Source organism: Erythrobacter sp. SG61-1L (assembly GCF_001305965.1).
Classification (GTDB): Bacteria; Pseudomonadota; Alphaproteobacteria; order Sphingomonadales; family Sphingomonadaceae; genus Andeanibacterium.
Genome location: NZ_JXQC01000003.1, coordinates 2813432 through 2831224, shown reverse-complemented (window position 1 = coordinate 2831224; position 17793 = coordinate 2813432). Strand labels below are relative to the sequence as shown.

Here is a 17793-nt window from a genome sequence, read left to right as displayed (position 1 = left end):
GGTTAGCGCGCGCTAACCCGCTCAGTGCTTGTGCTGGGTCATTCGGTCGACATAGGCGATGCCGATGGCCGAGACGATGAACATCCCGTGAATGATCGTCTGCCACATCACACCCGTTTCCGTCAGCCGCGCGTTCGGCGTGCCGATTGCGCTCGCTTCGATGAAAGTGCGCAGCAGGTGGATCGAGGAAATGCCGATGATCGCCATCGCCAGCTTCACTTTGAGGATGCCGGCATTCACATGGCTGAGCCATTCGGGCTGGTCGCGATGGCCCTGCAGGCCAAGGCGCGAAACGAAGGTTTCGTAACCGCCAACGATCACCATGATCAGCAGGTTGGAAATCATCACCACGTCGATCAGCCCCAGCACGACGAGCATGATCTCCTGCTCGCTGAAACCGGCAGCATGGGTGATCAGGTGCCACAGTTCCTTGAGGAACAGATAGACATAGACGCACTGCGCCACGATCAGCCCGAGATAGAGCGGAAGCTGTAGCCAGCGGGAACCGAAGATCAGGAGAGGCAGCGGGCGGAGGGGCGCGTTGGGATCCTGTTGCATGCCTGCTGCTTAGTCGGGCGTTTTGGCCCTGTCACCCCACAGGCGAGCAGAAATGCTACCCTTCGATAGCGTCCAGGCGGACACCCGGTTCAGGCAGCGAAGCGGTTGCCCAATTCCAGGCGGATCGCACCAAGCTGGCTCTTGAGGATGATGTAGGAATGTTCCAATTCCTGCAGGAAGGCCTCTGCCTCGTTGCGGCTCACGGCCCAGCGGCCGCGCACCGCGCCATTGCCGCGATAGGAAATCATGTCGAACATGACGTACCAATTGCCCATGCGGTCCACCGTTTCGGTGGCGACGCCCGAAGCGAGCAGGTCGCGCCGCGATTCGAGGCTCTGCCATGCAGCCAGCACCGGCCCGGCATCCTTGGCTTCCGTATCGGCGCCGAGCATATCCACCAGACGCGATGCTTCCAGCGTGCGCTGCGCAGCCACCGGGTAGAGATTCACGCGATAACGCGCCTCGCGCGCGAGTTCGAGCAGGGTGCCGATCAGGATTTCGCCCTGTGCGAACAGGTCCAGACATTCGGCCCGCCACGCCTCGACCTCGGCGCGGGCAAGATCGTGCGGCGAAAGCTGGTCGAATTCCTGCGCGTTCATCCGGGGTCAGTCCTGCTCAGGCCGCTTCGGCTTCGACGAATTCGGGATAGAAGATCGGCGCACGAGCAGACCAGCCCGGGGCCGTGGCCGCCGCTTCGCTGAGCGACTGGAGCAGCAGCTTGCGCCGTTCCGGGCGAATCTGCGGCAGGGCGGAAGCCCCGCAGAAGGCTGCCGGAAGCCAAGGCCGCACATCGGCGCCCAGCAGGCGCTCATAAAGGAAACGATAGGCGGAAAAGCCATTCAGCTTTTCCTGCGCCAGATCGAACGCGGTCACGTGCAGCAGCCTGCCCATGAAATCCTCGATCCCGTCAATCGCGGTCTCATCGGGCGTGATGCCCTTGAGGCCCTTCAGATCCTGATAGGCGAGATATTGGCGGCGAATCGAAGCCAGTTCATCCGCATCGCGCGCCCACAGCTTGAACGCGTCGGCCCGGCCCAGACCAACATCGAGGCTGCGCTTGATATAGCGTTGTTCCGAGGGCGCGAAGCTCGCGAATTCGCGCAATTCCGCAATCGTCAGCGATTGGGCGTCGTGCATGTCCTTGTCCCCCAGGCCCGTCCTGATTGGCCTGTGGAACAGGACATGCGCGCTCCATGGTTAGTATCCGGTAAACCGCTTGTGGATAATTTGAGAGGCGCTGGAAGCGGCCTTTCCCGACTCCACGCATTGCGACATTCTTCAACCCCCGTTCGTCCTGAGCCTGTCGAAGGACACGCGATAGGTTCATTCTAGAATAATTGAGGGCTGACTGGTTCGCACTGCTTCTGCTTATTGATGTAGCCCCAGATCAGACGACGGCGCGTGTCCTTCGACAGGCTCAGGACGAACGGGTGTGGAGGTTGAGGCAAGCAGGTTTTGTCCGCTCCCCACCCCATTTCAGCCACGCCAGGCGGAAAAGCGGCTCGCCTATAGCGGACGATCGGTCAGGAGAATTTCCACCCCGCCTAGATCAGCCCCGCCAGCGGGCTGGAAGGATCGGCATATTTGCGCGTGCCCATGCGCCCGGCGAGATAGGCGTCGCGCCCGGCCTCCACCGCCAGCTTCATTGCCCGGGCCATGCGCAGCGGATCTTTCGCTTCGGCAATGGCAGTGTTCATCAGCACACCGTCGCAGCCCAGTTCCATTGCCACGGCGGCATCGGACGCAGTGCCAACTCCGGCATCGACCAGCACCGGCACGCTGGCGCCTTCCACGATCAGGCGGATCGTCACCCGGTTCTGGATGCCAAGGCCCGAACCGATGGGGGCGCCGAGCGGCATGACTGCCACCGCGCCGGCCGATTCCAGCTGCTTGGCGGCAATCGGATCGTCGGTGCAATAGACCATCGGCTTGAAGCCTTCAGCGGCCAGAATCTCGGTGGCCTTCAGCGTTTCGCGCATGTCGGGGTAAAGCGTGCGGGCCTCGCCCAAGACTTCCAGCTTCACCAGTTCCCAACCGCCAGCCTCGCGCGCCAGGCGCAGGGTGCGGATCGCTTCTTCGGCCGTGAAGCAACCTGCCGTGTTGGGCAGGTAAGTGATCTTCTGCGGATCGATATAGTCCGTCAGCATCGGGGCAGTCGGGTCAGACACATTGACGCGCCGCACTGCCACGGTGACGATTTCCGCGCCCGAAGCCTCAACGGCTGCCGCATTCTGGGCGAAGTCCTTATACTTGCCGGTGCCCACGATCAGCCGCGAACGGAATGTGTGGCCCGCTACGGTCCATGTATCCGCGGCATGATCCCCTCCGCCGACGAAATGCACAATCTCCAGCACATCGCCATCGGCCAGCGGCGTTTCGCCATGGGCCGAGCGCGGTGCAATCGCGCCATTGCGCTCCACCGCCACCTTTTCGGGCTTGAGGCCGAGTTCGGCAACGAGTTCGGCGATAGTGGCGGCGGCACTGCGCCGGGCTTCGCCATTGACGGTAAGGGAAATCTGGTCAGCCATGTCGGGCCAGATAGCGCCTGAGGGGCCAAGGTTACAGGGCTAAGTGGCGAATTTTGGAGCGGCGGCGGGCCTTAGTGCTTGTGGCGCAGGTTCAGGAAGTGCGCCAGCGCCACCAGGCTCACGCCGATAATCGTCAGCACGGCTTCTTCCATGCCATGCGGCACGGCCAGCGCGCCGCCCATGAAGGACAGGCCGGTCATCGCCACCACGAAGGGCAAGGCGCGCCGGTGGCGCAGGGCACCAATGCCGATGGCCACAGCAGCGATCAGCGCCGCGATAGCGAGGCCAACGCGGTGGATGATGGGATCGAGCAGGATGCCCCCACCCATTCCCAGCACGGCAACGAGGACGATGCCCGATACGCAATGAAGCGCGCAGAGTCCTGAAAGGAGCATCCCGGCCCGATCAAGGTGGCTGCGATTCGAAGGCGTAGGCGTCGGCATGGGCGCCCATGTATGTTACGATGTATCATTGTTCAAGTGCTTTGGCGCGCCGATATGCAATGCCGGGCTTTGCTGGCCCCTTGCGCTTTGCCCCGGTGCGGCGCAGAGGGCGGCGCATGGATAATGCGATGCGCGTTGAGTCCGGCCCCCAGGCGGGCATTGGCAGCACTGTTCGCCCCGTGGCCCTTGCCCGTTGGCTGCTGTTTGTCGCCTTCCTTGTCATTCTGATGGTGATGGTGGGCGGGATTACGCGCCTGACGGAATCGGGCCTTTCGATCACCGAATGGAAGCCCGTGACCGGCGCCCTTCCCCCGCTTACCGAAGCGCAATGGCAGGCCGAATTCGATGGCTATCGCCAGATCGGCGAATATCAGCAGATCAACGGCCCTGCGGGGATGACGTTGGCCGATTACAAGTTCATCTATTTCTGGGAATGGTTCCACCGCCTGTTGGGCCGCGTGATCGGCCTTGCCTTTGCGCTACCGCTGGCGTGGTACTGGCTGCGCAAGGCGATCCCCACCGGCTACAAGCCGCGGCTCGTCGCGCTGCTGGCACTGGGCGGGCTGCAGGGCGTGTTCGGCTGGATCATGGTGAGTTCGGGCCTTAATGCGAAGGTCACCGACGTCAGCCATTTCTGGCTTTCGATCCACCTGCTGACTGCACTGATCACGCTGGCCGGGCTGGTGTGGACCGCTCTTGACCTTCTGGATCTGACGAAATCGCCCGGCGCGCGGCCCGCGCGGCTGACCCGGATCGGCGCGGTGACCGGCGCGGTGCTGTTCGTGCAATTGCTGCTGGGTGCCTGGGTCGCTGGTCTCAACGCGGGCCTGGCTTCCGACAGCTGGCCGCTGATGCAGGGGCGGCTGTTTCCGGAAGTCGACTGGTCGAACGGCGCCTTCTGGGCCTTCACGCATGAGCCTTTCCTGCTTCACTTTGTCCATCGCTGGTGGGCATGGGTGGCCGTGGCCTTCCTGATCGTGCTGGCGCGCAAAAGCCGGCGCGCAGGCGACCGGCAGGCGTCAGTGGCGATCCATTCGGCCTTCGGTACGCAGGTGATTCTGGGCATCGCCACCGTGCTGACCGGGGTTTCCCTGTGGATCGCGGTGCTGCACCAGCTGGTTGGCGCGCTGTTGGTCGCCGCGACCGCATGGGGCGCGCATTCCACCGGACGGCGGCTTTAAGCCCTGATGAGCGCGAAGCCAGCTCTCATCTGGAGCACCTTCGCCACTGAAGACGACGCGGCTGCCGCCGCCACGATCCTGCTCGACGAAGGGCTGATCGCCTGCGCCAATATCATGCCGGCCATGCGCTCGCTCTACCAATGGCTGGGCGAGCGGGGCGATTCGCGCGAATGCGGCGTTCTGTTCAAGACAGAGGCAGGACTGCTGTCCCGGGCAATCGCCCGGTTGGAGGAAATCCATCCCTATGACGCCCCGGCGATCGTGGGCTGGAATGCGGACCGCTGTGGCGCGGCCACGGCCGGATGGCTGGCCGGTCTTGCAGGCACAGGCGGCTAACGGTATTATTTTACCTCCGCCGAAACCCGCCGTTTTGCTTGACTTGCGGGCCATTTCCGCACAAAGGCCCCGCCATTCGCGGGCACGCGCTTGTGTTTTATCAACAGGCCGCGCTCGGTGATGGACATACGATAAGGAAATTCAGGCCCATGAAGGCGCTCAGCAAGACCACCCGGTCGATCAAGCCGGCCGAGGTGGAAAAGAACTGGCATCTGATCGATGCCGACGGCCTGGTGGTCGGCCGCCTCGCGGTGATCATCGCCAATATCCTGCGCGGCAAGCACAAGCCGAGCTTCACCCCGCACGTCGATTGCGGCGACCATGTTGTCGTCATCAACGCGGACAAGGTGCGCTTCACCGGCAACAAGCTGCAGGACAAGCGTTACTACAAGCACACCGGCCACCCCGGCGGCATCAAGGAAACCAGCCCCGCCAAGGTTCTGGGCAGCCGCTTCCCCGAGCGCGTGCTCGAAAAGGCCGTGGAACGTATGATCCCGCGTGGCCCGCTCGGCCGTGCGCAGATGCGCGCGCTGCACCTCTATGCCGGCACCGAACATCCGCATGGGGGAACCCAGCCCGTGGCGCTCGACGTCGCTTCGATGAACCGCAAGAACAAGGCTACCTCCTAATGGCCGACGAAACCAACTCCGTCACGGATCTCGCCGATCTGAAGTCGATCACCGGCGAAGCTCCTGCCGCCGACGCTGCAGCCGCTGCTGCGGGCGTTGCCGAAGTCACTCACGCCAGCACCGCCCCCCTGCGCGAGCAGGAAGTGGACTCGCTGGGTCGCGCCTATGCCACCGGCCGCCGCAAGGACGCCGTGGCCCGCGTGTGGCTGAAGCCGGGCACTGGCAAGGTCACCGTCAATGGCCGCGATCAGGAAGTCTATTTCGCACGTCCGACGCTGCGCCTCGTCATCAACCAGCCGTTCCAGATTTCGGAGCGCGAAGGCCAGTATGACGTCGTCGCTACCGTCAAGGGCGGCGGTCTTTCGGGTCAGGCGGGCGCTGTGAAGCACGGCATCAGCCAGGCTCTGTCGAAGTTCGAACCTGCGCTGCGCGGCACCGTCAAGGCTGCCGGTTTCCTCACCCGCGACAGCCGCGTGGTGGAACGCAAGAAGTACGGCCGCGCCAAGGCACGCCGCAGCTTCCAGTTCTCGAAGCGCTGAGCTTTTCGGGGAAACCCGTTACGAAGGGGCGGCCTGGCAACAGGCCGCCCTTTTTCGTTGTGCGGTCAACTCGTGCCGGTCTGCCGCGTAATCGCCTTGGCAACCATCCAGCTGACGGGAAAGGCGATCAGGAAACCGACCACAGCAGCCAGAATGATTGGCCGAGGCTGGGTCATTCCCATGACCAGTACGGCAATCACGCCAACGCCCATCAGGGTTGAACCGATCACCAGATGCAGGATCATCGCGAGTCTGAACATGCCGTCCTCCGGGGCCGCAAATGTCGATGATCGCCTGTTGCACGCCCGCAATTCATGCGCCTTGACCGGGATCAACCCTCAGCGCACCTCAGCCGAATTGGCGATTTTCCACCGAGAGGCCGTGGACCAGATCGAAATGCAGCACATTGTAGGACGGGGGCGTGCCGCGCAGCCGTTCCGACATGGTGCCGCTGCCAATCATGCGAACCTTCTTCCCGTCAACCTTGTGGGTGATGTCGAAAGCATCGTGGACATGGCCCGAAAGAATCGCGTCCGCCCCGGCATCCACCAGCGCCCGCAGGGCGGAATGGCCCCGCACTGTCGGATTATGGCCGGTCAGCGAAGAGCCGGACAAAGGGTGGTGGCACGCCACGATCTTGAAACGGTGATCGCCCTTCAGGCGCGTCAGTTCCTGTAAGGCCTCTTCCAACGCACGCCCGCGTACGACACCGTCGGACCATGGCCAGCGCCATTGCGCGCTGACCGTAGTGCGCAGGGTAATGACGGCGACATGGTCCAGTTCCAACTCGCTGCCAACCATTCCCGCCAGTTGGCCGAAACGGCGAAATGGCGTGCGAAAACGCTCGACCGGATTGAAATAGGGCATGTCGTGATTGCCCGGCTCTATCACCGCCGGCACGCCAAGCCGGGCGAACCATTCGGCAGCGGCAGCATATTCGCTTCTCTTCGCGCGCTGGGTGAGATCGCCGGTGCAGATCACCGCATCGGGCTTTTCTTCCCGCACTGCTTCTTCGAACCACGCAAGCGCGCCACGATCTTCCACCCCGAAGTGGATGTCGCTCAAATGGAAAAGGCGGGCCGCGATGGTCATGACGGACCGGTAGCTAGCAGATCGACTTCGCAGGGGACCAGCGTGAAACGGACCTTCGACCCGCAATCCACTTTCTCACCATCGATCAGCAAACCGAGCGGATCACCCGATACGCTGGCGAGCTTGAGTTCGGGAACCACGCCCAGCAATTCGCTGGGACCGTCGCGGAATTCGCGCCGGAGCAGTGCGAGACCCTGAACGAGGAAATCCTGCACCGTCTCTGCATAATAGGCGTCCACCGCGAAACCATTATCATGCGGGGTCAACATGATGAGGGGGTAGCCTTCCGGCCGACCGAGTCTTGGATCGGTACAGGCAATCATCGGCGCCGCAACCGACGCTTCAATTGCCTGAGCGGTGCCGCTGGCTACTGCCGCCAGATCGGCGTTCCGCATCGCTTCGCGCACATCGTACCATGCCGTACCCGGGCCGGCCATCAGTCCGGCAAGACCATCTCCCTGCGCGCAGCGCACGATTCCGGGTCGCACCCGGCGTGCTCTGCCCTCTACGACCCCTTCAAACACATCGGCCAAATCCTGTTGCCCGTGCAAACGATGGAACAGCAGGTTCTTGGTCCCGCCCGGCAGCACCAGCACCGAACCACCCCACCCGTAGAGCGATGTGACCACGGCATTGACCGTGCCGTCCCCCGCGAAGACCGCAATAATCTCCACACCGGCTGCATCCAGATCCGCAGGCCTCGGCAAGCTTTCTTCCGGAAAGTGGATTGTCCGGGCGAACTCGATACCGGCTGCTTCCGCATCCTTCTCCAGCGCCGCCAACCTGTCTTTGCCGTTGCTGCCACTGGCCGCATTCGTGACCAGCCAGATCAAAAGAGGTTTCGTCATGAGGGAAGGATTTACCAGCGGTTTGAGAGGATTAGCCAGGCGGCAACGGCGTTGGATGCCGTATAAGCGAAATAGCCCCAGCTCCAGCCGGTCTGCCCATTTGCCACGAGCAGCAGGACGGCGAGCAGGACAAGGAATTCGACAGCGAGGCTCGCCCGGCCACCCGACCGCACCAGAAAACGCGGCAGCATACCGATCACGGGATGGCGGCTTTCCAGAACTGCCTTGTGCAGCGCGAAATTGCCGATGCCGAACAGAAAGGTGAAGAGAATCGCCATTGGTGGCGAAGATGGCCGCAATTTCGTCGGATGCCAAACGCTGTTCGTCCGCCGGTTCGCGCATTTCGTCCAGCGGGGACTCGCTCGTCGGGCGGCTTTGCTTGGCTGTCGAAGTGCGCATGTGTTGAACGGCATCTCGGCATAATTTTCTTCCTGTCAGGGCGCCCTGCCCCCAGCGGCGCCCAAGGAGGGAGTACGGAAAATGAAGCGTTCAATCATGATCATCGCCGCCGCAGTGGGCACGCTGGTCGCAGCCCAGCCGGCCTTTGCCGAAGCCGCTACGGTCTCTTTCAAGGATCTGGACCTTTCCACCGAGAAGGGCCGCAAGGAGCTCGATCGACGCATCGACAACGCGGCAAAGGACGTCTGTGGTTACAATGTCGACCGCACGGGCAGCCGCGTGCCCAGCAACGATGCGCGCAAGTGCTACAAGGAAGCGCGGAAGAAAATCGAGACCCGGATCGCCACGCTCACCGAAACAAGCAATAACACCGCCGGTAGCTAACCGGCGGTGCAGCCCGCCTGTTCCAACCCAGTCCCAGGACAAGGGCGGGCCACCTGCCATGGCCGGCAATCCCCATCGGGCGCTTTGTGTGCTGAAGTTCCGCCCGATCAGCGGCCGGCCATGGCCTTCACTCTGGAGAGATAAGTGCGCCCGATGCGCAAGGCCTCTCCATCGTCGACCTCGACCGACCACACGCCCAGCCCTTCATGCCTCAGGCCGCGAATGCACTCGCGCCGCAGGATGCAGGAACGGTGGATACGAATGAAATCCGCCGGATTGAGCCGAGCCTCCAGCCCGGCAATGGTCTGCAGCAGCAGATAGCTGCTTTCCCCGACATGCAGCCGCACATAATCGCGTTCGGCGTCGATCCGGTCGACCTGAGCGGCTTCGATGCGGATCAGTTCGGAACGGTGCGGCACCCAGAATTCGCTCAACCATTCGCTCGCCACGCCGCCAACATTGCCGCGCCGCGCAACCGCGCGGCCAATTGCCCGCTCCAGCCGCTCTGGCGTGACGGGCTTGAGGACGTAATCCACCGCATCGAGATCGAAGGCTTCCACAGCGAAATGATCGTGGGCGGTCACGAAGATCACGGCCGGTCGCGCATCGCGCCCGGCAAGGGCGCGGGCGACCTGCAGCCCATCCATCTCGGGCATGGTCATATCCAGCAATAGAAGGTCGGGCGAAAGCGCCTCTACCAGCCGCAGCGCGGCGCCGCCATCGCTGGCCGTGCCGACCACGGACAGGTCGCGCAATTCGGCGCAGATCACCTGCATCCGTTCTACCGCAAGCGGTTCGTCATCCACGATCAATGTGCGCATCGGCGCAGGGCCATCGTCAGGCATCGGCGTTCCTGTGAGTCAGCAAGGGAATCCGGATATGGGTGGCATAGCCCGAACCGGTCGGCCCGGAAACGATACTGGCCTGTTCGCCAAAGCGGGCCTCAAGCCGTTCGCGCACGTTCTGCAGACCGATGCCATAGCCATCAGTGGGCCGTGCCGGGCCTGCCGCGCGCTTGCCCTTGCCATCGTCGGACACCGTAATGACAAGCCGGCCATATTCCTCCCGCGCGGAAAGGGTGATGGTAACCTTGCCTGCCGACGGAGCGACGGCGTGCTTCACTGAATTTTCCACCAGCGGCTGCAAGATCATCCCCGGCACCTTCGCGCCTTCCAGCGCGGCGGGCAAATCATAGACCGCCACCAGCCGATCAGGAAAACGCACCGCCTCGATGTCGAGGTAAAGCCGCTGCAGGCCGAATTCATCGCGCAGTGGCACGTCCGATGTGGGATCGTCAGCCAAGCTGCTGCGATAGAAGGTGGAGATCATCTGGATCATCCGCTCCGCCTGCTGGTTGCGACCGGTGAGGACCAGTGCCGACAGCGAGTTGAGCGTGTTGAACAGGAAGTGCGGGTTGACCTGATAACGTAGCGAGCGCAGCTCTGCCGCCTTGGCCGCCCGGCGAAAGGCGCCTTCGCGCCGTTCCGCAGTGCGCGCCTGTTCACCTGCGACGAGCGCGAGATAGAGCGCGCACCACGCCAACATCAGGAAATATCGGCCAAGCGCGATTTCCGGCAGGCCCGTATCCTGCGGCGAAGGCGTGTTGATCGTGATCGCTTGGGGCAGTTCTTCCAGCGCACCCGAGCCGCCATCCGTCTCCTCGCCCGTAGGCGTCGCTTGCGGCGCATGGGACGTGGGAACCGGAATATCGACTAGTAGATTGCCGCTTTCGTCCCGACGGACCTTGAAGCCCTGCTTCTCACCGAAGCTCTTGGCAATTTCGGTTTCCAGGTCGGCAAAGACGAAGCGGTTCGCCTGTGCCAATACGATGGACACCGGGGCGGAAATCACCAGCGCAGCAGCAACCTTAGCCCATAGCGGCTTGTGATCGAACTGCCGCAGGATCAACCACATGGCGAAGGTCACCGCCACGCCGATCAGTGCTACCACCGCGCGGCGCCAGAGCAGCTCGAACTCGAATCCGAGGTCGAGAATTTCGGCCCGGATCGTGGTGAGCACGAAATAGCACGCCCATAGCCCCACGATGGAGGCAAGGACGGTGCTGACCGGGACGCGCGGGCGCGCGAGATCGAGGGCGGGTTCCTGCATGCATGGCCGGGATAGCCCCAAGGCCTGACTAAAAGCCAGCCCGGCAATCGGCACGGGTCTGCCCTTGGTCGAACCACCAGTGCCCGATTCCGCCCGACGAATGTCGAGCGGAGATCAGCCAGGCAGCATCAGGCGAGCAGCTTTTCCTTCGCGATTTTCTCGCGCCACACCAGCGGGGCGAGCTGGTGGACATTCTTGCCCTCGCTGTCGACCGCGACCGTGACCGGAAAATCCTTCACTTCGAATTCGTAGATCGCTTCCATGCCGAGATCTTCGAAACCGACCACCTTGCTGCCCTTGATCGCGCGGGCAACCAGATAGGCGGCGCCGCCCACGGCCATCAGATAGGCGCTCTTGTGATCGCGGATCGCATCCACGGCCATCGGCCCACGCTCAGCCTTGCCGACCATGGCCAACAGGCCCTGTTCCAGCATCATGCGCGTGAACTTGTCCATGCGGGTGGCGGTAGTGGGGCCGGCCGGGCCGACGATTTCCTCACCCACCGGATCGACCGGGCCGACATAATAGATCACGCGGCCCTTGAACTCGACAGGCAGTTCCTCGCCCTTGGCGAGCATGTCCTGAATACGCTTGTGGGCGGCATCGCGGCCCGTCAGCATCTTGCCGTTGAGCAGCAGGCGGTCTCCCTGCTTCCAGCCCTGCACCATTTCCGGCGTCAATGCGTCCAGATCGACGCGGATCGCCGCGCTGTCCGGCTGCCAGTCAACCTTGGGCCATTCATCGAGATTCGGCGCTTCAAGGAAGGAAGGGCCGGAACCGTCCAGCGTGAAATGGGCATGGCGGGTTGCGGCACAGTTCGGGATCATCGCCACCGGCTTGCCTGCCGCGTGGCAGGGCCAGTCGAGAATCTTGACGTCGAGAATGGTGGCAAGGCCGCCCAGGCCTTGCGCCCCGATGCCCAGCGCATTGACCTTGTCGAAGATCTCGATGCGTAGCGCCTCGATGTCGTTCTGCGGGCCGCGCTCTTTCAGCTGGGCCATATCGATGGGTTCCATCAGGCTCTGCTTGGCCAGCTTGACGCAATGTTCCGCCGTGCCGCCAATGCCGATGCCCAGCATGCCCGGAGGACACCAGCCGGCGCCCATCTGCGGGATCATTTCCAGCACCCAGTCCACAATATTGTCGCTGGGGTTCATCATCTTGAACTTGGACTTGTTCTCGCTGCCGCCGCCCTTGGCGGCGACATCGACGGAAACCTTGTTGCCCGGCACCATCTCCACACTCAGCACACAGGGCGTATTGTCGCGGGTGTTGCGGCGGGTGAAGGCCGGATCGGCCAGAACCGATGCCCGCAGCTTGTTTTCCGGGTGGAGATAGGCCTGGCGCACGCCTTCATCCACCACGTCTTGCAGCGAGCGGCGCGATTCAAGCCGGCAATCCTGGCCCCATTCGATGAAGACATTGACGATGCCGGTATCCTGGCAAATCGGCCGGTGCCCTTCGGCACACATGCGACTGTTGGTCAGGATCTGCGCGATCGCATCCTTCGCAGCAGGCCCCTGTTCCGCCTCATAGGCGTCGCCCAGAGCGCGGATGTAATCCATCGGATGGAAATAGGAGATGTATTGCAGCGCGTCGGCCACGCTTTCGATGAGGTCTTCTTCGCGGATCGTAACCATGTCGCTCATCGAGCGTAGCCTCCTGCCTGTCGAATGCATGCCCCCTTATCGCCGCTCCGCTTTACCGTCAAAGCGCTTGGCTGGCGGCGCTGTTCCGCCTAAAGCGGAGCAGATTGCGCGGGCGTGTTACATGTGCAACACAGCCCGTATGAAGGGTTCGGAAATGACAATCGTGAAAGATCGGCCGGCGAACGCCGGATATGCTGCGGCCCGCAAGGCGATGGTGGACAGCCAGCTGCGCGTGAGCGGGGTCAATACCGACATCGTGCGCGAGCGCATGGGCGCCGTTGCGCGTGAGGAATTCGTCCCGGAAGAGCTGCGCGCCATTGCCTATATGGATCGCGCCGTGCCGCTGGGTAGTGGCCGCTTCCTGGCTGCACCGCTGGTGCATGGCCGCATGCTGGAAGAATCCGCCCCCACAGCAGATGACAGCGTGCTGCTGGTGGACGGCGGCAGCGGCTACATGGCCGAATTGCTGCGCCCGCTCGTCGCTTCGCTTGAAGTGATAAAGCCGGAAGATGCCGCCGCCGCCTCGCGCAAGAAGGGCGATGTCACCCTGTTGGTGATCGATGGCGCCATCGGGCAATTGCCCGATGCGCTGGCGAAGCGACTGGCGGATAATGGCCGCTTGGTCTCCGGTCTCGTCGTGCGCGGGCTTACCCGCCTTGCCTATGGCCGCAAGATTGCGGGCGAGGTTTCGCTTATTCCGCTCACCGAAATGGGCATTCCGGTGCTTCCCGAATTCGCGGTGTCGAAGAGCTGGAGCTTCTGATCATGTCGCGGGGGGGAACGAGGCTGGCTCTGCTGGCCGGGGCAGCGATGGCGCTGGCACCGGCGCCTGCGCTGGCCGACACGCTGAAGGATGCCCTGCTGGGCGCCTATCAGACGAACCCCACATTGCAGGCAGCGCGCGCCAACCAGCGCGCCACCGATGAAAACGTGCCGATCAACCGCGCCAGCGGCCTGCCTTCGGTCACCGGCTCTGCCACTTATACGGAGCAGTTGAAGGAAACGACGCCCGACCCGACCAATCTGTTCGCGGACCGGACCCTTGCCGGGTCGATTTCGCTTTCAGTCCCGGTCTATTCAGGCGGTTCCGTGCGCAATTCGATCACGGCAGCCGAAACCCGCGTGAAGGCAGGCCAGCATGACCTGCGGGCCACCGAAAGCAGCGTGTTCAGCCAGACAGTGACCGCCTACATGGATGTGATCCTGAACGAAGCGGTGGTCGGCCTTTCAGCCAACAATGTCGATGTACTGACGGTCAATCTGCAAGCTACGCGGGATCGTTTCGAGATCGGCGACCTGACCCGCACCGACGTTGCCCAGTCCGAATCGCGCCTTGCGCTTGCCCAAGGCGATCTGCGCAGTGCGCGGGCCAATCTGGCCTCTGCACGCGAACGCTATATCCAGCTTGTCGGCAAGCAGCCTGAAAACCTTCAGGCACCGCCGCCCCTCCCGGGCCTTCCGACAACCCCGGAAGAAGCGGTTTCGGTCGCGCTGGACAGCAACCCAGACCTGATTGCAGCTCGGGAGCGGTCCAACGCCGCGAAATACGACATCGACGTTGCCGGTGCCGGACGTCTGCCCAAGCTGGAGGTGTTCACCACCGGCACTTATAACGATCCGCTGGGCAGCGTAGCGAACGGTACCAGCGCCACGGGCGCTTCGGCGGGCGTGCGGGCCACGATCCCGCTGTTTCAGGGTGGCCGCCCGGCTGCGCAGGAACGGCAGGCGCAGGCTCGTTCCGCCGCCGCGCTGGAACAGGAAATCGGCACGGAACGCAGTGTAATCTCGCAAGTGCGCGCCGCATTTTCGAGCCTTGAGGCGGCCAATTCGATCATCGCATCGACTCAGACAGCCGTGAGCGCCGCCGAATTGAGCCTTGAAGGCGTGCGGGCAGAAAATACGGTGGGCAATCGCACCATCCTCGAAATCCTGAATGCTGAGCAGGAACTGCTCAGCGCACGGGTCCAGTTGGTGACCGCGCGGCGCAATGCCTATGTTGCCGGATTCACTCTGCTGGCCGCCATGGGCCGCGCCGAAGCGCGCGATCTGGGGCTGGGCGACGAAGGCGTGCTGTACGATCCGCAGGTCAATTATGACCGCGTAAAGGGCAAGATCTGGGACTGGGCGATGGACCCCGATCCGACTGCCCAGTCGACGCGAACCGTTGACACGCCGGCGCAGGACGGCGAAGTTCCGCAACAGTAAGAGCTTTGGGGGCTTTGAAATCATGCGGCATGAAAGCGAACCGTCGGTCGAGGAAATCCTCGCGTCGATCAAGAAAGTGATCGCGCGCGATAATCGCGAGACTGCACAGGAAGAACATCGTCGCCGTGAAAATCGCGGGATTTCCGCGGCTCGCACGGTGGAAGACGTGCTGGAGCTGAGCACGGAGGCCGTGTTGCATTCGATGGATGATTCTGACGATGATTCGGGCCTGATCCCGGAAGAATCGCGCGCCTCGATGCGCGAATCACTTGCCGCCCTCGCCATGCTGGCAGAGCCCGGTGCCCAGCCGCAGATCGTCCGTTCGGGCGAAACCTCGCTGGAAGGCATGGTGCGCGAAATGCTTCGTCCGATGCTGGCAGACTGGCTCGACAAAAACCTGCCCGACATGGTGGAAAAGCTGGTCGCAGCAGAAATCGCCCGAATCGCCGGCAAGCGGGGCTGACGGCAGCCCAAAATGGCCTTGAGCAGCGTTGAACGGGCCAGAAAGGCGCTCGACCAGATTGGCGGCGCCGGAATCGAGCGACACATCTTCATCTGCGCCCTTTCCGAAAAGGGCAAATGCTGCGACCGGGCAACCGGAGAGGCCGCGTGGAATTTCCTGAAGCAGAGGCTGCGCGAGCTGGGTCTGGCAGGGCCGAAGGGGCATGTGCAGCGCACCAAGGCCGATTGCCTGCAGATCTGCGAAGCCGGGCCTATCGTGGTCGTCTGGCCCGATGGTGTCTGGTATCATTCCTGTACTGAGGAAGTGCTGGAACGGATCATCCAGGAACATCTGATCGGCGGCGTGCCGGTGGAAGATTTCCGCCTCTATCCCACGCGCTGAAGCAGCTTAACGGCGGCGTTTGCGATCTTCCTTCGGACGGTCGCTTACGGCCTTGTCATGGCCCGTTCCGTTGGAGAGGAACACCAGCCCCATCAGCGCCGACCCCAGCAGCATGGTGAAGCTGATCCCGGCCGCCGTGGCAATGTAGAGATGGATCGAGACCATCCCGTTCTTCGCATAAAGCGCTGCCAGCGCCAGAATCACCACCAGCACCGTTGCCATCATCATGAAGCGCATGATCCGCCGGTAACGCGCCCAGGCGTGGGCTGCGGTTTCGGGATCATCGAGTGGGGAGGGGCGACTCATGCTGCGCGTGATGCCTTGCGATTCGGTCATTGGCAATCGCCCGCCACCGCCATTCCTGCGCGATTTGGGCCGACTCGCCTTCTGTGGCATGATGCCCTTCGGGTTATCCCGTAGATAGGGGGTGCCAAGGGAGATCCGCGAGACGCAACAAAATACGCGGGAGAGTGATGATGTCGATCGGGAGGATTATCGAAGGGCGCGAACACAGCATTGTGAGCTGCGAAACAAGCGCTACGGTAGAAGAAGCAGCACGGCTGCTGGCAAGGCACAGGATCGGTGCCATGCCTGTTTACGACAATGGCGAAATCGCCGGGATATTTTCCGAGCGTGACCTGCTCTATTCCATCGCCAGTGAAGGTTCCGGCGTGCTGGAACGGCGGGTGGGCGAAGTGATGACCGCGCCTGCAATCACAGTAGGCCCGGAAACCGATGTGCTGGAAGCGCTGGCCTTGATGACTCGGCGCCGCATCCGTCACTTGCCGGTGATGCAGGGCAGAAAGGTTCAGGGCTTCGTTTCCATCGGCGATCTGGTGAAGCACCGGATCGAACTGGTGGAAGCCGAGGCGGAGCAGATGCGGGAATATATCCGCATGGCTTGAGCCGGGCGCCCCGCTTCCCTACATCGGGGCCATGGCTCAAACGCTCACCCTCACGCCCGCCGCCGCCAAGCGCGTAGCATGGATCGCCCAACGTCAGGCCAAGCCGGCAATCCTGCGCCTTTCGGTGGAAGGGGGCGGCTGTTCCGGCTTCCAGTACAAGTTCGACCTTGCCGAAGCGCAGGAAGCGGATGACTCGGTAAGCGAAACCGACGGCGTGAAGCTGCTGGTCGATCCGGTAAGCCTCGATCTGGTGGCGGGCGCCACGGTGGATTTCGTCGAATCGCTGGGCGGCGCTGCTTTCCGCGTCGAAAATCCCAATGCCGCGTCCGGTTGCGGCTGCGGTTCCAGCTTCGGCATCTGACGCGTGCGGATCGCCAGCTTCAACATCAACGGCACCAAGGCCCGCCTGCCGCGCCTGCTGGAATGGCTAGAGGAACGCCGGCCAAGCGTGGCCGCGCTGCAGGAAATCAAGTGCCAGGATGACAGCTTCCCCGCCGCCGAGTTCGAAAAGATCGGCTACAAGGCGATCTGGCATGGCCAGAAGGGCTTTAACGGTGTGGCAATCCTGGCGGACGGCGTAGAACCGGTTGAAATACAGCGCGGGCTGCCCGGCGATCCTGAGGATGAGCAGTCCCGGTATCTCGAAGCCGAAGTGGGCGGCGTGCGGGTGTGCAATCTCTATCTGCCTAACGGCAATCCCCAGCCTGGCCCGAAATTCGATTACAAGCTGGCCTGGATGAAGCGCCTGCGCGCCCGCATGGCGGAGCTGCGCGCAGCGGAGATCCCGGCTGTGGTACTGGGCGATTTCAACGTCATTCCCGAGGACAAGGATACCTATTCGGTCAAGGCGATGGCGGATGACGCGCTGACTCAGCCGGAATCGCGCGATGCCTATTTCCGTCTGCTCCACGATGGGTGGACCGATGCGCTCGACACGCTCAACCCGCGTGGCGGGGTGTGGACCTATTGGGATTATCAGGCGGGCGCCTGGCAGAAAGACCACGGCTTCCGCATCGATCACCTGCTGCTTTCGCCGGAATGCGCGGACAGGCTCGTTTCCGCAGGCGTGGACAAGGAATATCGCGGGCGCGAGAAAGCCAGCGATCACGCCCCCGTCTGGGTCGAACTGCGGGACTAGGCCTTC

At 62.9% G+C, this 17793-nt stretch carries 25 protein-coding genes; 12 read left to right on the top strand and 13 right to left on the bottom strand.

The annotated features are described in order from the left end of the window. Positions 1–21 precede the first annotated feature (21 nt). From SZ64_RS13915 to SZ64_RS13895, 5 genes are all read right to left on the bottom strand, one after another. A complete protein-coding gene (locus SZ64_RS13915) occupies positions 22–558 on the bottom strand; it encodes a TIGR00645 family protein (protein ID WP_054531374.1) in 537 nt (178 codons plus the stop codon). A gap of 89 nt (positions 559–647) precedes the next feature. After that, positions 648–1157 carry a hypothetical protein gene (locus SZ64_RS13910; protein WP_054531373.1) on the bottom strand — a complete coding sequence of 170 codons (510 nt, stop codon included), beginning with the start codon at positions 1155–1157 and terminating at the stop codon, positions 648–650. Between the two features lie 16 nt (positions 1158–1173). After that, positions 1174–1695, bottom strand: a complete 522-nt coding sequence (locus SZ64_RS13905; RefSeq protein WP_054531372.1) for a hypothetical protein — start codon at positions 1693–1695, stop codon at positions 1174–1176. Between the two features lie 407 nt (positions 1696–2102). After that, positions 2103–3086, bottom strand: coding sequence for a sulfur carrier protein ThiS (gene thiS / locus SZ64_RS13900; RefSeq protein WP_082384596.1), 984 nt, complete (start codon positions 3084–3086; stop codon positions 2103–2105). Between the two features lie 71 nt (positions 3087–3157). After that, positions 3158–3481: a MerC domain-containing protein gene (locus SZ64_RS13895; protein WP_347230265.1), complete on the bottom strand. Its 324-nt coding sequence runs from the start codon at positions 3479–3481 to the stop codon at positions 3158–3160. A gap of 164 nt (positions 3482–3645) precedes the next feature. Here SZ64_RS13895 and SZ64_RS13890 point away from each other — a divergent pair, with 164 nt between their 5' ends. The 4 genes from SZ64_RS13890 to rpsI all read left to right on the top strand — a co-directional run bounded on the left by SZ64_RS13890 (position 3646) and on the right by rpsI (position 6214). Next, positions 3646–4710, top strand: a complete 1065-nt coding sequence (locus tag SZ64_RS13890) for a COX15/CtaA family protein (protein ID WP_241773043.1) — start codon at positions 3646–3648, stop codon at positions 4708–4710. 6 nt (positions 4711–4716) lie between these two features. Continuing rightward, on the top strand, positions 4717–5046 hold the full coding sequence (gene cutA / locus SZ64_RS13885; protein ID WP_054531370.1) for a divalent-cation tolerance protein CutA: 330 nt from the start codon (positions 4717–4719) through the stop codon (positions 5044–5046). A gap of 149 nt (positions 5047–5195) precedes the next feature. Then, complete coding sequence (gene rplM, locus SZ64_RS13880) at positions 5196–5675, top strand: 50S ribosomal protein L13 (protein ID WP_054531369.1); 480 nt, start codon at positions 5196–5198, stop codon at positions 5673–5675. After that, complete coding sequence (rpsI, locus tag SZ64_RS13875; RefSeq protein WP_082384595.1) at positions 5675–6214, top strand: 30S ribosomal protein S9; 540 nt, start codon at positions 5675–5677, stop codon at positions 6212–6214. Before rplM ends, rpsI begins: the two co-directional genes overlap by 1 nt. Positions 6215–6279: 65 nt before the next feature. Here rpsI and SZ64_RS13870 read toward each other — a convergent pair whose 3' ends face one another. The 4 genes from SZ64_RS13870 to SZ64_RS13855 all read right to left on the bottom strand — a co-directional run bounded on the left by SZ64_RS13870 (position 6280) and on the right by SZ64_RS13855 (position 8432). Further along, entirely contained in the window at positions 6280–6474 is a 195-nt protein-coding gene (locus tag SZ64_RS13870; RefSeq protein WP_054531368.1) for a hypothetical protein, read from the bottom strand. A gap of 88 nt (positions 6475–6562) precedes the next feature. After that, on the bottom strand, positions 6563–7306 hold the full coding sequence (locus SZ64_RS13865; RefSeq protein WP_054531367.1) for a metallophosphoesterase: 744 nt from the start codon (positions 7304–7306) through the stop codon (positions 6563–6565). Further along, positions 7303–8154: a diacylglycerol kinase family protein gene (locus tag SZ64_RS13860; RefSeq protein ID WP_054531366.1), complete on the bottom strand. Its 852-nt coding sequence runs from the start codon at positions 8152–8154 to the stop codon at positions 7303–7305. The genes SZ64_RS13865 and SZ64_RS13860 overlap by 4 nt, the downstream gene beginning before the upstream one ends. 11 nt (positions 8155–8165) lie before the next feature. Beyond that, positions 8166–8432, bottom strand: a complete 267-nt coding sequence (locus SZ64_RS13855; RefSeq protein WP_054531365.1) for a hypothetical protein — start codon at positions 8430–8432, stop codon at positions 8166–8168. Positions 8433–8634: 202 nt separating this feature from the next. Between SZ64_RS13855 and SZ64_RS13850 the strand changes: the two genes are divergently transcribed. Continuing rightward, a complete protein-coding gene (locus SZ64_RS13850) occupies positions 8635–8937 on the top strand; it encodes a UrcA family protein (protein WP_054531364.1) in 303 nt (100 codons plus the stop codon). Positions 8938–9044: 107 nt separating this feature from the next. Here the strand turns inward: SZ64_RS13850 and SZ64_RS13845 are convergent, their stop codons facing one another. The 3 genes from SZ64_RS13845 to SZ64_RS13835 all read right to left on the bottom strand — a co-directional run bounded on the left by SZ64_RS13845 (position 9045) and on the right by SZ64_RS13835 (position 12695). Next, a complete protein-coding gene (locus SZ64_RS13845) occupies positions 9045–9782 on the bottom strand; it encodes a LytTR family DNA-binding domain-containing protein (RefSeq protein ID WP_054531363.1) in 738 nt (245 codons plus the stop codon). Then, positions 9775–11046, bottom strand: a complete 1272-nt coding sequence (locus SZ64_RS13840; RefSeq protein ID WP_054531362.1) for a histidine kinase — start codon at positions 11044–11046, stop codon at positions 9775–9777. The genes SZ64_RS13845 and SZ64_RS13840 overlap by 8 nt, the downstream gene beginning before the upstream one ends. 128 nt (positions 11047–11174) lie before the next feature. Further along, complete coding sequence (locus SZ64_RS13835; protein WP_193391527.1) at positions 11175–12695, bottom strand: fumarate hydratase; 1521 nt, start codon at positions 12693–12695, stop codon at positions 11175–11177. Between the two features lie 154 nt (positions 12696–12849). Between SZ64_RS13835 and SZ64_RS13830 the strand changes: the two genes are divergently transcribed. Genes SZ64_RS13830 through SZ64_RS13815 form a run of 4 tightly spaced genes read left to right on the top strand, consistent with a single transcriptional unit; the run spans position 12850 to position 15744 of the window. Next, positions 12850–13458, top strand: coding sequence for a protein-L-isoaspartate O-methyltransferase (locus tag SZ64_RS13830; protein ID WP_054532269.1), 609 nt, complete (start codon positions 12850–12852; stop codon positions 13456–13458). Positions 13459–13460: 2 nt separating this feature from the next. Then, entirely contained in the window at positions 13461–14900 is a 1440-nt protein-coding gene (locus tag SZ64_RS13825) for a TolC family outer membrane protein (protein ID WP_054531360.1), read from the top strand. A 22-nt stretch (positions 14901–14922) separates the two neighbouring features. Further along, on the top strand, positions 14923–15363 hold the full coding sequence (locus tag SZ64_RS13820) for a DUF2497 domain-containing protein (RefSeq protein ID WP_054531359.1): 441 nt from the start codon (positions 14923–14925) through the stop codon (positions 15361–15363). A gap of 12 nt (positions 15364–15375) precedes the next feature. After that, positions 15376–15744, top strand: coding sequence for a hypothetical protein (locus SZ64_RS13815; protein WP_054531358.1), 369 nt, complete (start codon positions 15376–15378; stop codon positions 15742–15744). A 6-nt stretch (positions 15745–15750) separates the two neighbouring features. Here SZ64_RS13815 and SZ64_RS13810 read toward each other — a convergent pair whose 3' ends face one another. Next, the gene (locus SZ64_RS13810) at positions 15751–16050 is read right to left on the bottom strand and encodes a hypothetical protein (RefSeq protein ID WP_054532268.1); all 300 of its coding nucleotides are present in this window, start codon (positions 16048–16050) and stop codon (positions 15751–15753) included. Positions 16051–16217: 167 nt separating this feature from the next. Between SZ64_RS13810 and SZ64_RS13805 the strand changes: the two genes are divergently transcribed. From SZ64_RS13805 to xth, 3 genes are read left to right on the top strand one after another with little or no spacing between them, the layout of a single operon-like run. Further along, a complete protein-coding gene (locus tag SZ64_RS13805) occupies positions 16218–16649 on the top strand; it encodes a CBS domain-containing protein (RefSeq protein WP_347230264.1) in 432 nt (143 codons plus the stop codon). Between the two features lie 31 nt (positions 16650–16680). Next, entirely contained in the window at positions 16681–17010 is a 330-nt protein-coding gene (gene erpA / locus SZ64_RS13800; protein WP_054531357.1) for an iron-sulfur cluster insertion protein ErpA, read from the top strand. Positions 17011–17013: 3 nt separating this feature from the next. Next, positions 17014–17787 (top strand): exodeoxyribonuclease III, encoded by a 774-nt coding sequence (xth, locus tag SZ64_RS13795; RefSeq protein WP_054531356.1) that lies wholly within the window; start codon positions 17014–17016, stop codon positions 17785–17787. Positions 17788–17793 lie beyond the last annotated feature (6 nt).

Bases quoted from the DNA above. Each gene is read 5' to 3' on its own strand.
- SZ64_RS13835 (WP_193391527.1), bottom strand. From the start codon at position 12,695: ATGAGCGACATGGTTACGATCCGCGAAGAAGACCTCATCGAAAGCGTG.
- SZ64_RS13820 (WP_054531359.1), top strand. From the start codon at position 14,923: ATGCGGCATGAAAGCGAACCGTCGGTCGAGGAAATCCTCGCGTCGATC.
- SZ64_RS13810 (WP_054532268.1), bottom strand. From the start codon at position 16,050: ATGAGTCGCCCCTCCCCACTCGATGATCCCGAAACCGCAGCCCACGCC.
- SZ64_RS13915 (WP_054531374.1), bottom strand. From the start codon at position 558: ATGCAACAGGATCCCAACGCGCCCCTCCGCCCGCTGCCTCTCCTGATC.
- SZ64_RS13860 (WP_054531366.1), bottom strand. From the start codon at position 8,154: ATGACGAAACCTCTTTTGATCTGGCTGGTCACGAATGCGGCCAGTGGC.
- cutA (WP_054531370.1), top strand. From the start codon at position 4,717: ATGAGCGCGAAGCCAGCTCTCATCTGGAGCACCTTCGCCACTGAAGAC.
- SZ64_RS13845 (WP_054531363.1), bottom strand. From the start codon at position 9,782: ATGCCTGACGATGGCCCTGCGCCGATGCGCACATTGATCGTGGATGAC.
- SZ64_RS13840 (WP_054531362.1), bottom strand. From the start codon at position 11,046: ATGCAGGAACCCGCCCTCGATCTCGCGCGCCCGCGCGTCCCGGTCAGC.
- rplM (WP_054531369.1), top strand. From the start codon at position 5,196: ATGAAGGCGCTCAGCAAGACCACCCGGTCGATCAAGCCGGCCGAGGTG.
- SZ64_RS13855 (WP_054531365.1), bottom strand. From the start codon at position 8,432: ATGGCGATTCTCTTCACCTTTCTGTTCGGCATCGGCAATTTCGCGCTG.
- SZ64_RS13905 (WP_054531372.1), bottom strand. From the start codon at position 1,695: ATGCACGACGCCCAATCGCTGACGATTGCGGAATTGCGCGAATTCGCG.
- SZ64_RS13890 (WP_241773043.1), top strand. From the start codon at position 3,646: ATGGATAATGCGATGCGCGTTGAGTCCGGCCCCCAGGCGGGCATTGGC.
- SZ64_RS13910 (WP_054531373.1), bottom strand. From the start codon at position 1,157: ATGAACGCGCAGGAATTCGACCAGCTTTCGCCGCACGATCTTGCCCGC.
- erpA (WP_054531357.1), top strand. From the start codon at position 16,681: ATGGCTCAAACGCTCACCCTCACGCCCGCCGCCGCCAAGCGCGTAGCA.
- thiS (WP_082384596.1), bottom strand. From the start codon at position 3,086: ATGGCTGACCAGATTTCCCTTACCGTCAATGGCGAAGCCCGGCGCAGT.
- SZ64_RS13865 (WP_054531367.1), bottom strand. From the start codon at position 7,306: ATGACCATCGCGGCCCGCCTTTTCCATTTGAGCGACATCCACTTCGGG.
- SZ64_RS13870 (WP_054531368.1), bottom strand. From the start codon at position 6,474: ATGTTCAGACTCGCGATGATCCTGCATCTGGTGATCGGTTCAACCCTG.
- SZ64_RS13805 (WP_347230264.1), top strand. From the start codon at position 16,218: ATGATGTCGATCGGGAGGATTATCGAAGGGCGCGAACACAGCATTGTG.
- rpsI (WP_082384595.1), top strand. From the start codon at position 5,675: ATGGCCGACGAAACCAACTCCGTCACGGATCTCGCCGATCTGAAGTCG.
- SZ64_RS13815 (WP_054531358.1), top strand. From the start codon at position 15,376: ATGGCCTTGAGCAGCGTTGAACGGGCCAGAAAGGCGCTCGACCAGATT.
- SZ64_RS13895 (WP_347230265.1), bottom strand. From the start codon at position 3,481: ATGCTCCTTTCAGGACTCTGCGCGCTTCATTGCGTATCGGGCATCGTC.
- SZ64_RS13825 (WP_054531360.1), top strand. From the start codon at position 13,461: ATGTCGCGGGGGGGAACGAGGCTGGCTCTGCTGGCCGGGGCAGCGATG.
- SZ64_RS13830 (WP_054532269.1), top strand. From the start codon at position 12,850: ATGACAATCGTGAAAGATCGGCCGGCGAACGCCGGATATGCTGCGGCC.
- SZ64_RS13850 (WP_054531364.1), top strand. From the start codon at position 8,635: ATGAAGCGTTCAATCATGATCATCGCCGCCGCAGTGGGCACGCTGGTC.